The following is a 12,252-nucleotide window of genomic DNA, read 5'->3' as shown; positions in this document are numbered from 1 at the left end:
AGCTCATGAAGGCTCCTCGGGTTCGGACATGCACTCGCCGAACGCACGTTGTCGCTCGTCGGCGACGACAACCATGGTGTGGCCCCGCAGGCGATTTCCATGCTACAGCCGCGCATTCCTGCGGCGGTGACGATGGCGGTGCCGTCACGACCCATGGTGCGATCGGCATCGGCACCGATGGACTTGAGCACATTGGAATCACCCCGGGCCCGGCCCGCCTGCACCCGGTCGGCGCGACCGGGCATGTTGCTCGCCGTCCCGGACGCCGGTCTGCGTCGTCACGCGATCCCCTCACTCCAGGAAGATATGAAGATGTATTCATTTATACGTAATTGCTAGCTTCGGGTCATGAAGTGAGGGCCGCGCCCCCGCCGGCGACGCTGGACGCCACCACCGCGCTCAGCGTCGCCGCCACACTGCAGGCTCTGGCCAGCCCGTCCCGGCTGCTGATCATCGGCCGGCTTCGCCATGGGTTCTGCTCGGTCACCGAACGGGCGGAGGCGGTGAACGGCTCTTGATCGTGCAGGATGGCGCCCGCATGCTGTCAGGCCCTCTCGGTCCGCACGCCGGTGACGTCCGGCGACAGACGCGACCCCGGCCCGGAAGATGCGTCCCGGACGCCGGGTTCGCTGTGCACGGCGGCCAGGGCGGCGAGGGCCGTGGTGAAAGGGACGGCCGCGATGAGACCGAGTGTGCCCGCGACGCTGCGGACGATCTCCTGGGCCACGGCGGGGTTGGTGATCACTTCACCGGAGGACCGGCCGCCACGTCGCCACGCTGATCCCCGTGGGTGAGATAGAGAACCGCCAGGATGGTCGCCGCCGCGCAGACGATCGCCACCGGCATCGGCGGGCGTCCGTCGATGATCGCCGGGATCAGGAACGGCACGAGCAGCGCGAAGGTGACGGCCAGCCCGATCAGCGCCGTCAGGCCGCGACCATCCACAGCACGCTGGACCGGTCATGATCGGACAGTTGGTAAGCAGAACCCTCTCCGGCGCCGGGAAGGCTTGCGAGCACCACCTCGTCCCCCACCTCGAAGACCCGGTTGCCGGGGCCGTGGCAGGATGGTGGGATGATCTCGATCCGAGAGGGCGATGCCGCGTAGACAGCCCGGCGCTTCGCGTCGTTCGCGGGTTCAGTCCCGCAGCGCGACCGAGATGCTTGCCCGGGATCGGCGGTCGTATGCGGCGTTCCTCGGCAGTTGTGGTCGGTCTGGGTTCCTGCATCCTTGATCGAGAGATCCGCGACCGGAGCGACGAGAGCGAGGGACCGATCATGACCTTGGTGATGAACGCGGCCGAGCGGCAACGTTTCCTGGCCGGGCCGCACGTGGGGATCCTGAGCGTCGCCGCGGAGCAGGGCCGTGCGCCGCTGGCCGTGCCGGTCTGGTACCTGTACGAGCCGGGCGGCGAGATCTCGTTCGCGACCGGCCAGGACAGCCGCAAGATGGCCCTGATCCGTCAGGCCGGCCGGGTCAGTCTCACGGTGCAGAACGAGCAGATGCCCTACGGATACGTCTCCGTGGAGGGCGCCGTCACCGCCATCGAGCAGGCCCACTCGGAGGAGCGCCGCGCGCTGGCCGAGCGCTATCTCGGCTCCGAGGGTGCCGCCGAATACCTGGAATCCACCAAGGACATAGCCCACACGATGGTCGTCGTCCGCGTCCGTGCCGAACACTGGCTCACCCGCGACTACGGCAAGCGGTGAGCATTCGCCGGGTGGCGGGTCGGCGGGGTCCACCTCGGCCACGCCGGTGATGCGGTGGAGGGCGAAACGCTGAACGGCGGCGCGGGTGGCGTCTTAGCCGTGAGGTAGCCGCCCTCGACGCGTTCGGGCTCGACCGACAGCCGACGAAAGGGCAGAGAACTAGCGGGAGAAAGCCCATTCACCACGCCTCGGCAGCCGAGGCCGGTGAGATTGAGCCAAGGCAGCCCGGATACACGGGGACTGTGGAAGCGATCAGCAACCTGATCCTGGCTTTGGTCACCTGGGCTTGTGCGCTGGCGCTGCTGCGCGTCCCCGGCGTCATCCGTGCCTGGCACATGACGTTCTGGTTCGTCGGGGGCAGCGCCCTAGCGGGAGCGGCCTACCACGGCCTGTTCCATTCGACCGCCAGCTGGGTCGCCGTGGGCGTGCTGGTCGTGATCGCCATCTCCTACCTGCTCATAGACTCCGCCGAAGAGATCCTCAGCCCACATGCGGTCAGGATCGTGGTGGGCGTCCGTGCCGCGGGGATCGCGGCGTACGGAGTGGGGTGGTGCGCGGCCATACCGGGCTGATCGTGCTGGTGATGGCCGAGAGCGCCACGATGGCCTGCATTCTGGGGCTGTGGATCTACGCGGCGGCCATCCATCACCACATGGCCAAGGGCATGATCCTCGCTCTCCTGGCGCACGGGCTGGCTGGGCCGAGGGCTGGCGCGAGTCGAAAGATCGTTGGGCAGAGGATCTCCCAGGCGATCGAGAAGCTCAGCGGCGGTGTGCTGGTAGATCAGCCTCGGCTGCGGTCACGGGTGCCATCCAGTGGGTCGGAACCGCTCCGGTCGTCGGCGGGACGCTCGTCCGAGCAGGGTTGGGTGGAGCCGCCCGGTACAACCGTGGATCGAAGGCGACTTCGAGGTGAGCCCGCCGGCGGCTAGGGGCGTGGTGGCCGGAGGACGTACTCGCCGGCGAGGCTCATCGCCTCGCGTTCGGTGCGGCCCTCGTGGTCGGCGGCCATGAAGTGGTGGCCGATGGCGAGGGTGAAGGCGAGGGTGCTGCGCGCCTCGATCTCGTCGGGGTCGTCGATATAGGTCGCGAACAGGGTCCGCAGGTAGCCCATGCGGGCGTTGTCGACCCGCTTCAGCCGGGCCGCGACGTCAGGGTCGTGGCGCGCCCACGAGCGGACCGCGAGCTCGATCGGCAGCAGCTCGGTGGAGAAGGTGCGCAGGCCGGCCCGTTGCATCTTGGCCGTCGCGTCCCCGCCTTCCTCCTCGACCTGGGCGATCACGTCGTCAGTGGTGCGGCGTTCCCACTGGTCGAGCATCTCGGTGAGCAGTGCGGCGCGGTTGGGGAAGTAGCCGTAGAACCCGCCCTTGGTCACGCCGAGCCTGGCCGCCAGCACCTCGACGCGCACGCCTTCCGGCCCGCCCTCCGCGAGCGCTTCCAGGCCTGCGGCGACCCAGCGGTCGCGCGGCGTGCGGGTGGGTGCGGCCATGTCTCGGGCTCCTCGGTCAGGACGGAGTAGACACTACCCGGGCACGTTATATACGCTGCCGTATAGAACGTCGGCGGGGGATCGGCGTCCCACCCTGGGAGATCCGCATGAAAGTCGCGCTCACCGAGCACACCTCGCGGCCCTGGCGCATCCACGAGATCGCACACGACTTCGAGGTCGAGGACGTGTGGGCGCTGCCGACGCCCGGCGGCCCCGACGATTTCGAGCTGCTGACCTCGGAGCTCACCACCGGCGGCCGTCCAGGCGACGACACCGCGGGCGTGACCCGGCTGCTCTGGGCGGCCAGATGGAAGCTCGGTGAGGTCCTCGGGTGGGACCGGGACGACGCCGGGCTGCGGGCGCGCGTGCCGACCCTGCGCGATCGCCTGCCCGACGACCTGCGCGAGGCGCCCAGACCCGAGCTCGGCGAGCTACCGTTCTCGTCGCTGTACAAGCTCGACGACGAGTTCGCGGCGGAGTTGGCCAACGCCACCGTGCACGCGGTGCTGCACCTGGGCTGGGTCGAGGACGGCAACGGCCGCTATCGAGGCCAGATGGCGGTGCTGGTCAAGCCGAACGGCTTGTTCGGGCGGCTCTACATGGCCGCGATCAAGCCGTTGCGCTACCTGTTCATCTATCCGGCGATGATGCGCAACTACGAGCGCTATTGGCAGCGGGCCACCGGCGGCCGCGGACCGTCCACCGGCACGGTGACCGGTGCCGTCGGCCTCGACCGGGTCCCGGAGTCGATGAGGGGCCCGCTCGACGCCGACTACGCCGACATCTTCACCCTCGCCACCGACGTGACCGCCACACCGGACCACTGTGCGCGCACGATGTTCGAGGACGTCGCCGGCGACGGTGGGCAGCGGATCTGGCGCCGGCTCCTGGGCCTCCGCCTCGCGCCACGACCGTGGACGGACACGGTGGCCGGCTGGAGCGTGGCCGAGCGCGGCGACCACTGGATCCGGCTCCAAGCGCGGTCCCGGATGTTGACCTTCAACCTCGTCGTCCGGGTCGGGGAAGGCTCGGTCACCCTCGTCACACTCGGCCGCTACGACCGGCTCCTCGGCAGGATCCTGTGGTCCTTGACCTCACGGATTCACCGGCGGGCAGCGCCGGGCCTGCTACGCGACACCGCCCGGAAGCTGCGCTGAGCACGTCGTAGGCATGGGACAGGGCGCCCCACAGGTGCCCCACCCGCGGGGTGGTGATCGACAGCGGGCCACCGCCCGCGCCGACTCGATGTGCTCGATGTCCCGTGACGCACGTCGCGAGGAGTGCACGATCTGCGCTGCCCGGGCGCCCTTGACTGGGATGACACAAAGTTCGACTCACTGGGCCCGAGCGCGGTGATTTCCGCGGCCGTCTCTGGTCAACACATCAGAGCACATCCGTCCGAGCCCGGGAGGAACCATGACCGAGCAGACCGCCAGTGCCCCACCGGCAGACCTGGCAGGCCGCGCTCGACGATCTGCGTATGCCGGAGAAGGCCGCCACCCGTGAACTCGACGCCATCGCCGCACAACGCCGCAGACTGCCGATTTCGCGTTGATCGAAATCCTGCCGTGTGGCCGCCAGGGGGAATGGCAGGATTCAGCCGACGGTCGGCCGAAGTCGCCCACCTACGCCAACTGGCTCGACTCTCCCGATGTCGCCCGGCTCTACGGCCGGAACGGAGATGCCATAGCGAGGCCCGCGAGATCCGCTGGTCTCCAGCGATGTGAGTTGTGAGGTTGAAACGATGGCAACGAAGCCTTCGAGCAATGGTCACCTGCCGATCAACGGTCTGAACCTTTATCACGAGGTGTATGGCGAGCTCGGCAGGCCGAAACCACCGTTGCTGCTCATCCCTGGCGCGTTCATGGCCACCGACTCGATGAAGTCGTGGGTGTCCGCCTTCGCGGGCGAGCGCACCGTGATCGTCTTCGATCAGCAAGGGCACGGCCGCACTCCGGATACTTCGCGCAAGATGTCCTACGAGCGGTTCGCCGACGATGCCGCGGCGTTGCTGCGCGCGTTGGAGGTCGAGCGCGCGGATGTGATGGGCTTCTCACAGGGCGGCGGGGTCGCGCTGCAGCTCGCGCTCCGTCACCCCACTCTTGTGAACAAGCTGGTCCCGCTGTCCGCCACCTACCGCAAGGACGGCTGGTACCCGTCGGTGTCTGAGGGCATCGAGGGTCTCAGCGCCGCAGCGTTCGCCGGTACGCCCGTCGAGAAGGCGTTCAGGGAGCACACGCCGGACGCCAGGGCGTTCGACGCCTACGTCGAAAAGATGAAAGTCCTGGGCGTCGATGACCAGAACATCAGCGACGCGCAGATGCGTTCGATTTCTGCGAAGACGATGGTCATCGTCGGTGATGCGGATGCCGTGAAGCCGGAGCATGCACTGGCGATGTTCAAGCTACGCGGTGGCGGCGATGAGGAAGCGGCAGCGTCGGGGACGCTGCGGAAGGTTCCGGCCGCGCGCTTGGTGATTCTGGCGGCGACGTCGCATATCGGCATCTTGGGCGAGTCAGCGGTACTGGTGCCGATGGTGAGTGCGTTTCTCGATGATGTGAGGCCGACGACGCCGGATCTGTTTTAGGCCTCGCCCGCACAGTGGGAGCGAGATCGTCGCTGTGGTGCAACCCCTTTCGTGCCGACCGCTCACCACCCACTCGATCACCCAGTCGTCTTGCAGCCATCTGTGGGCCTCGCGGCGGGTGAGCACCTCTCAGGCTGGGACGTTGAGAACGCCGAGGCAGAGTGCGGCTAGATCGTCTGGCAGGGTCGGCCGGCCGTGCAGGTGGTTTATGCGGGTGAGGTCGTTCACGAGAGCGAACGCGATCTGCACCAGGAGGTCGGCTTCGCGCGCGGTGAGGTCTTTCCGCTGCTCACGTAAGAGCGAGGCCCATTCGAGCATGTATGCGTGTTGTTTCCGCTGTAGTGCGTGCCGCTCTTCCTCGGGGACGCTCAGCAACTCCGTGACCATGAGATTCAGCAACTGCGGATGACGGACGCCGAATTCGATGTAGGAGCGCAGGGCCGACTGCAAGGCGCGACTCGGACTGCCCGCGCTTTCCAGAGCGTAGTGAAGTCCGAGCCATAGCGTTTCCTGCGCGCGATTCAAAGCGACGAGGAGGATATCGAGCTTGTTAGGGAAGTAGTGGTACACGCTCGCGCCGGTGATGCTGGCGGCGGCTCCTATTTCGGATATCCCGACCGATTGAAATCCGTTGTGGCTGAAAAGACGTATCGCCACGGACAGCAGCGTTTCCCGGCGGGAGACCGGATGCAGCGGGGAGCGATCGCCGTCCGCAACGGGACCGTCCGCGGGGGCGGCGCTCTTCGTGGAGGTCAGCCCGGCCGCGCATACCGCGCGGGTGGCCTGGTCGAGCATGGCGACGAACCGGTCCGGTTTCAGGTCGACGGCGTGGTAGCCGGGGCTGGCCAGGACCGAGAGCACCGCCCAGCCCAGGAGGTCCGCATCGGCCGGGGTGACGTCCGGGCGTGCCCGGGTGATCGCCGCGGCGAGGCCGGCGCTGATTCCCCGCAGCGCCCGGCGCAACCGCTGCCGGTCGTCCTCGGTCAGGTTCCGCGCCTCACGTTGCCAGAGGACGCCGATCGCCCGCTCTTCCACGGAGAAGGTCGCCAGCGTGTCCAGCAGGTCGTCGAGGTCCACGTCGGTTCCGCCGAGGGCGCCCTCGAACTGTTCGAAGGTGGTCCACATCGCGCCGAGCAGCAGGTCCTGCTTGCTCCGGAAATGGCGATAGAGAGCCCCCGCCGTTATGCCGACGTCGTCGGCGATGTCGGCCATGCTCACGTTGCCGTATCCGAGTTCACGGAACTGCCGTGCCGCGGCGGCGACGATCTGCTGCTTACGGTCTTTGGGACGCCGCCGCGATTGGTGAATCGTGTCGTCAATCGCCATGGCACGCTCCCCGCCTTCCTCGCAAGATCACATCGCCTTCTGTCCCGGTCGATCGCGTTCGGGTGCCCACTGGGATGGTGCGGTGCCGGTGCATGTCTTCTGGACCCGAGTATCTCTCAGGGGAACCGGAGCGGTCCGTGCGCCCGGACGTGACACCAGCGGTGTCCTCAAGATCACGTCCAGGCGCACGAACACCTCCCGGCGCCGTGGTGGTCAGGACCGCGGAATTTCGTAGCCCGCCGCCAGGTCGGAGCTGAAGAACGGCTTGACTATCTCGAGGCCACCCGGCGCGTCCTTGCTGGGACGGCCGATGTAGACCTGCATGGAGGACGGCTTGCCGGGCTTGCTGAAGTCGAGCGTCGGGAAGAGGCCGCCGCTGTCGACGGCCTGGAGCCCTCGCACGGCTTCGGCGAGCCCGCCGCGGGTGAGGTCCTTGTCCGCGCACGCCTTCTCGAGCACATCACCGTAGATCTTGGCGCTCACGTATCCCCAGTTGATCCAGGGGTTCGGCGTGTCCTTGGGGAACTTCTCCTTGTAGGCGTCGATCAGTCGCTTGGCCGCCTCGGTGTCGGCGCTGATGGGGCCGGTCGAGGAGACGACCTGGACGTTGGCCTCCAGTGCGGATGCCGCGGGCGTGTCCAGAACGGACGGGTGCCAGCCGGGGTCACTCGTCAGGATGGGGACGTCGTAGCCGATGGACTTGGCGACGCTGGCCGCGGAGGCGACCTGCCGCGGGCCCGTGATGACGAAGACCGCCTTGGCGTCCTGCGACTTGAGCGCGGTGACCTGTGCGGTCAGGTCCACGTCCGTGACCTTGATCTCGGTCGGCAGCAGCGTCAGCCCGAGCTTCTCCGCGGCGTGACGGGCGCCCACGAGCGCGTTGTTGCCGGCCTCCCCCTCGAAGTAGACGTGCCCCACCTTGTCCCCGGCCTTGAGCTTCTTCGTCTCGGTCAGATGATCGAGGGCGGTGATCATCTGAACGTCGTAGGTCGCGCCCGGGATGATGAGTCGCGGATTGGACAGCAGGGTGGACGCCAGCGACGAGGGAACGGTGAGGACGTCGTCCTTGGTGATCTGATCGGACAGCGCGGCGGTGATGGGGGAACCGTGCAGGGTCACCATGCCGAGCGTCTGCGGCTCGATCGCGGTGTACGCGCTGACGGCCTTCTGCACGTCGTAGCCGTGGTCCTTGATGACCAGCTTGACGTCGCGCCCGCAGACGCCTCCGGCCGCGTTGAGCTCGTCGACGTACAGCTGGTTGCCCTGGAGGATCGGCTTGCCGAGCACGGCGATGGGGCCGGTGAGGTCGGTCAGCACGCCGAGGCTGATGGTGTCGGAGGTGACGCCCGGCCCGCCCTTGACGCCGCCGCTCTGGCCCCCTTCGGAGTTCGCCTTGGCGCTGCATCCGGAGGCGGCCAGTACCAGCGCCGCCACCGCGGCCGTGAACGTGAGGGTCTGTCTACGCATGATGTGCGCTCCTTGCCTGGACGAGGTCCGCTGGGGTTTCGGGCGCGGTCGCCGTGTCGCTCGGATCGGTGGGGCGCCGGCGGCGACCGGCGATGTCGCGTGCGCGGCGGGCGAGGGCGACCGTGCCCCGGGGTTCGGCGAGGATGACCGCCACGACCAGGGCGCCGAAGAGGAGCCGCGCGGCGACTCCGGGAGCGATCCCTTCCCCGCCGGGCTCGGCCAGGAAGGGGAGACGGTCGCTGTAGTGGGCGAGCGCGAGCGGCAGCGCGGAGACGAACGCGGCACCGAGCGCGGCGCCGGTGACGGACCCGAGACCGCCGATCACGATCATCGCGAGGAAGTCGATGGACAGCAGCAGCCCGAAGTACTCCGGGACGACGCGGCGGAACGCCAGGGCGAGCAGCACACCGGCGGCGCCGGCGAGCATCGAGGAGGCGGCGAAGGCCGCGGCCTTGTACCGGCGGACGGGGATGCCGAGGCATCCGGCGGCGATCTCGTTGTCGCGGACCATGAGCAGCGCGCGTCCGGGACGGGACCGTGTCACGTTCCAGACGAAGGCGCAGCTGAAGGCCAGGACGGCGAGCCCGAGGTACCACAGGCGTTCGGCGGCGCCCAGCGGCACGCCGAACACCGACAGCGTCACCTGGTCGGGATTGAAGGAGAAGCCGAACGTCTCCAGGTCGGGAACGGCCCGTCCGCTGAACCCACCGGTCACCGGTGAGACGTTGAACAGCAGGTGCTGCCCCAGGAACACCAGCGAGAGCGAGGCCAGCCCGAGGTAGATGCCGCGGAGCCGTCCCGCGATCGGTGCGAACAGCACTCCGGCGAGTCCCGCCGCCGCCACGGCCAGGGCGGCGGCCAGCGGTGCGGGCAGGCCCAGCCCGGATGTCGTGACGCCGCCGGAGGTCTCGGAGCCGCCGCCGAGGAAGGCGTACCCGTAGGCGCCCACGGCCAGGAAGAACGCGTGCGCCAGCGAGAGCTGGCCGGTGACGCCGACCAGCAGGTTCAGCCCGATCGCGCCGACCATCGAGGCCATCGCGATCAGCCCGACCTGGAGCCAGAAGGCCTGCAGGTACAGCGGCAAGGCCAGCAGCACCACCCCGAGCGCCGCCAGGGCGCCGGCCGCCGCCGGGCGGCGGATACGTCGGTCAGACACGGTCGAACTCCTTGGTTCCGAACAGGCCGGACGGGCGCCACAGCAGCACGAGGACGGCCACGATGTAGGGCGACACTGCGCCGATTCCGTTGCCGAGGAAGGCGAGGTTCTGCTCGTATCCGGCGACCACGGTGGCGATCAGGCCGATGACCAGCCCGCCCACGACCGCGCCTCCGGTGGAGTCGAGGCCGCCCACGATGACGGCGGGCACCGCGCTCAGCGCCAGCACCCCGGCGTGGGCGTCAACGCCCGCCGATGGGAATCCGGCGAGGAACACGCCGGCGACGGCGGCGAGTCCGGCGCCGATCAGCCACGCGGCGGCGGCGACACGTCCGAGGCGGATGCCCATGAGGGAGGCCGCCTCCCCGTCCTCGGCCGCGGCCCGCATCGCGACGCCCCAGCCCGTGTACTTGAAAGCGGCGAAGAACCCGGCGATGAGCAGGGCGGCCACGGCTGCGGCGGCGAGGCGCGCCTGCGGGACGGTGAATCCGGCCACCGTGACGACGCGGTCCGCCCACGGATCGCCCGTGGTGAGGACGCGAGACCCGATCCGGCGTGCCAGTTCGGTGGCGAGCAGGACGTCCACGCCGATCGTGAGGATGGAGGCGACGAGGTGGTCCTCCGAGCGGATCCGGCTCCACAGGACCCGCTGGACGATCACTCCGACGCAGCTGGCGGCGGCGATGCCCACGAGCACGGCGGGCCAGAAACCGATGTCGTCGTGGAGGTCGGCGGTGAGGAACACGCCGAGCAGCAGGATGGATCCCTGCGCGAAGTTGACCACGCGGGTGGCCTTGTAGATCACGACGAATCCCAGGGCGATCAGCGTGTAGATCGCGCCCAGCGAGAGCCCGATGAGCAGCAGTTCGATGAGCCTGGTCATGCCGGTTCCCTCCGTTCGGGCTGTGGCGTGCCGAGATAGGCCCGGACGACCTCGGGATCGGCGCGGACCTCCGCCGCCGGGCCGTCGGCGATGAGGCGGCCGAAGTCCAGGACGCTGACCCGGTCCGCGATCCGCATGACCACCGACATGTCGTGCTCGACCAGCAGCACCGCGATGCCGAGCCGGTCGCGGACGGTGACGACCGTCCGGGCCATCGCCTCGCTTTCGGCGGCGTTCATTCCGGCCACCGGCTCGTCGAGCATCAGCAGCCGCGGCTCGGTGGCCAGCGCACGCGCGACCTCCACGCGCTTCTGCTCGCCGTAGGAGAGGGACGCCGCGGGAACGTGCAGGCGGTCCGCCAGGTCCAGTTCGGCCGCGATCTCGGTGACGCGCCGGTGATGGGTGCGCTCCTCCCGCCGGGACCAGGGCAGTTGCAGGCCGGCCCCGATGAATCCGGAGCGGGTCAGGTGGTGGCGGCCGACCATCAGGTTGTCCAGGACGCTCTGCTCACCCGACAGCGCGATGTTCTGGAAGGTGCGCGACAGGCCCAGCCGGGTGATCCGGTGCGGAGCGAGCCGGGTCAGCTCGTCGTCCCCGAAGCGCACGGAGCCGGAGGTGGCTCGGTAGACGCCGGTGAGAACGTTGAAGCACGAGGACTTGCCCGCCCCGTTGGGGCCGATCAGGGCGTGAACGCTCTTCGGCTCCACGGTGAAGGACACCTTGTCCAGTGCCTTGATGCCGCCGAACGTGAGCGTCAGGTCCGTGACCCGCAGCCGTGGCGCGTTCTTCGGGGCCGTCCGTTCCCGCGTCATGGCCGCCCACCGTCCAGTGCATGCCCGTCCGGCGCCTGCCCGTTCGCCGCCGGCCCGGGGACGCCGGTCACGCCGGCATCGGAATCGCCCAGGTAGATGCGCCGGATGGCGTCCGAGGCGGCGAGTTCGGCCGCCCCGCCGGTGAGTGACACCGCGCCGACCTCCAGGACGTACGCGGTGTCGGACACGGCCAGCGCCATGGAGGCGTTCTGCTCCACCAGCAGCACGGCCGTGCCCTGCCGGTGCACCTCACGGATGACTTCGCCGATCCGCGTGACCATCTGGGGAGCGAGCCCGAGCGACGGCTCGTCCAGGAGCAGCAGTGAGGGCCCGGCCATCAGCGCGCGTCCGATGGCCAGCATCTGCTGCTCGCCGCCGGACAGCAGCCCGGCGGGCTGCTGCCGGCGGGCGGCCAGGACCGGGAACAGCTCGTCGACCCGTTCCCGGGCCGCGTTCCGGGTGGCGCGGTCGGCGGCGCCGATGCCGCCGGCGCGGAGATTCTCCTCCACGGTGAGCCGGCCGAATATCCGCCGGCCCTCCGGCACCTGAACGATCCCGTCCGCGACGATGTCGGCGGGAACGCGGCCCGTGATCGAGCGTCCCCGCCAGGTGATGGAGCCCGCGTCGATCGTGCCGCGGTGAGCCGGCAGGGTGCCGGAGACCGCGCGCATCAGCGTCGATTTGCCCGCGCCGTTGGCGCCGAGGACGCAGGCGACCGACGCGTCCGCCACGTGCATCGTGACGCCCCTCAGTGCCAGCACGGCACGGCCGTAGCGCACGACGAGCCGGTTGATCTCAAGCATCGGGACGCCTCCTTTCGTACA

Annotated in this window: 16 protein-coding genes; 6 read left to right on the top strand and 10 right to left on the bottom strand. The window is 69.2% G+C overall.

Going from position 1 to position 12,252, the window contains the following annotated elements:
• On the bottom strand, positions 1-191 hold a 191-nt coding region (locus tag ACTWPP_RS13510; RefSeq protein ID WP_443104561.1), incomplete at its 3' end, for a hypothetical protein.
• Between the two features lie 162 nt (positions 192-353).
• Between ACTWPP_RS13510 and ACTWPP_RS13505 the strand changes: the two genes are divergently transcribed.
• Positions 354-518 carry a hypothetical protein gene (locus tag ACTWPP_RS13505; protein WP_443104560.1) on the top strand — a complete coding sequence of 55 codons (165 nt, stop codon included), beginning with the start codon at positions 354-356 and terminating at the stop codon, positions 516-518.
• Positions 519-544: 26 nt separating this feature from the next.
• On the opposite strand, the gene ACTWPP_RS13500 is transcribed toward ACTWPP_RS13505, so the two are convergent.
• Together ACTWPP_RS13500 and ACTWPP_RS13495 are read right to left on the bottom strand one after the other, a co-directional pair.
• Positions 545-745 carry a hypothetical protein gene (locus tag ACTWPP_RS13500; protein ID WP_443104559.1) on the bottom strand — a complete coding sequence of 67 codons (201 nt, stop codon included), beginning with the start codon at positions 743-745 and terminating at the stop codon, positions 545-547.
• The gene (locus ACTWPP_RS13495) at positions 742-945 is read right to left on the bottom strand and encodes a YibE/F family protein (RefSeq protein WP_443104558.1); all 204 of its coding nucleotides are present in this window, start codon (positions 943-945) and stop codon (positions 742-744) included. Before ACTWPP_RS13495 ends, ACTWPP_RS13500 begins: the two co-directional genes overlap by 4 nt.
• A 332-nt stretch (positions 946-1,277) precedes the next feature.
• On the opposite strand from ACTWPP_RS13495, the gene ACTWPP_RS13490 reads away from it, so the two are divergent.
• Together ACTWPP_RS13490 and ACTWPP_RS13485 are read left to right on the top strand one after the other, a co-directional pair.
• Positions 1,278-1,709 (top strand): pyridoxamine 5'-phosphate oxidase family protein, encoded by a 432-nt coding sequence (locus ACTWPP_RS13490; protein WP_443104557.1) that lies wholly within the window; start codon positions 1,278-1,280, stop codon positions 1,707-1,709.
• Between the two features lie 242 nt (positions 1,710-1,951).
• The gene (locus tag ACTWPP_RS13485; RefSeq protein WP_443104556.1) at positions 1,952-2,281 is read left to right on the top strand and encodes a DUF6962 family protein; all 330 of its coding nucleotides are present in this window, start codon (positions 1,952-1,954) and stop codon (positions 2,279-2,281) included.
• Positions 2,282-2,636: 355 nt separating this feature from the next.
• On the opposite strand, the gene ACTWPP_RS13480 is transcribed toward ACTWPP_RS13485, so the two are convergent.
• On the bottom strand, positions 2,637-3,197 hold the full coding sequence (locus tag ACTWPP_RS13480; protein WP_443104555.1) for a TetR/AcrR family transcriptional regulator: 561 nt from the start codon (positions 3,195-3,197) through the stop codon (positions 2,637-2,639).
• Between the two features lie 107 nt (positions 3,198-3,304).
• On the opposite strand from ACTWPP_RS13480, the gene ACTWPP_RS13475 reads away from it, so the two are divergent.
• From ACTWPP_RS13475 to ACTWPP_RS13465, 3 genes are all read left to right on the top strand, one after another.
• The gene (locus ACTWPP_RS13475) at positions 3,305-4,354 is read left to right on the top strand and encodes a DUF2867 domain-containing protein (protein WP_443104554.1); all 1,050 of its coding nucleotides are present in this window, start codon (positions 3,305-3,307) and stop codon (positions 4,352-4,354) included.
• A 278-nt stretch (positions 4,355-4,632) separates the two neighbouring features.
• On the top strand, positions 4,633-4,752 hold the full coding sequence (locus ACTWPP_RS13470) for a DUF899 family protein (RefSeq protein ID WP_443104553.1): 120 nt from the start codon (positions 4,633-4,635) through the stop codon (positions 4,750-4,752).
• 189 nt (positions 4,753-4,941) lie between these two features.
• Positions 4,942-5,784, top strand: a complete 843-nt coding sequence (locus tag ACTWPP_RS13465) for an alpha/beta fold hydrolase (protein ID WP_443104552.1) — start codon at positions 4,942-4,944, stop codon at positions 5,782-5,784.
• Positions 5,785-5,913: 129 nt separating this feature from the next.
• Here ACTWPP_RS13465 and ACTWPP_RS13460 read toward each other — a convergent pair whose 3' ends face one another.
• The 6 genes from ACTWPP_RS13460 to ACTWPP_RS13435 all read right to left on the bottom strand — a co-directional run bounded on the left by ACTWPP_RS13460 (position 5,914) and on the right by ACTWPP_RS13435 (position 12,231).
• On the bottom strand, positions 5,914-7,110 hold the full coding sequence (locus ACTWPP_RS13460; RefSeq protein ID WP_443104551.1) for a TetR/AcrR family transcriptional regulator: 1,197 nt from the start codon (positions 7,108-7,110) through the stop codon (positions 5,914-5,916).
• Between the two features lie 213 nt (positions 7,111-7,323).
• Positions 7,324-8,577 carry an ABC transporter substrate-binding protein gene (locus ACTWPP_RS13455; protein ID WP_443104550.1) on the bottom strand — a complete coding sequence of 418 codons (1,254 nt, stop codon included), beginning with the start codon at positions 8,575-8,577 and terminating at the stop codon, positions 7,324-7,326.
• Complete coding sequence (locus tag ACTWPP_RS13450; protein WP_443104549.1) at positions 8,570-9,733, bottom strand: branched-chain amino acid ABC transporter permease; 1,164 nt, start codon at positions 9,731-9,733, stop codon at positions 8,570-8,572. Before ACTWPP_RS13450 ends, ACTWPP_RS13455 begins: the two co-directional genes overlap by 8 nt.
• Positions 9,726-10,616, bottom strand: a complete 891-nt coding sequence (locus tag ACTWPP_RS13445; RefSeq protein ID WP_443104548.1) for a branched-chain amino acid ABC transporter permease — start codon at positions 10,614-10,616, stop codon at positions 9,726-9,728. Before ACTWPP_RS13445 ends, ACTWPP_RS13450 begins: the two co-directional genes overlap by 8 nt.
• On the bottom strand, positions 10,613-11,428 hold the full coding sequence (locus ACTWPP_RS13440) for an ABC transporter ATP-binding protein (protein WP_443104547.1): 816 nt from the start codon (positions 11,426-11,428) through the stop codon (positions 10,613-10,615). The genes ACTWPP_RS13445 and ACTWPP_RS13440 overlap by 4 nt, the downstream gene beginning before the upstream one ends.
• Positions 11,425-12,231 (bottom strand): ABC transporter ATP-binding protein, encoded by an 807-nt coding sequence (locus ACTWPP_RS13435; RefSeq protein ID WP_443104545.1) that lies wholly within the window; start codon positions 12,229-12,231, stop codon positions 11,425-11,427. Before ACTWPP_RS13435 ends, ACTWPP_RS13440 begins: the two co-directional genes overlap by 4 nt.
• Positions 12,232-12,252 lie beyond the last annotated feature (21 nt).

The sequence above is a fragment of the Actinomadura sp. 3N407 genome, from assembly GCF_052245875.1.
Taxonomy (GTDB): Bacteria; Actinomycetota; Actinomycetes; order Streptosporangiales; family Streptosporangiaceae; genus Spirillospora.
This window is presented reverse-complemented; position numbering and strand designations above follow the sequence as displayed.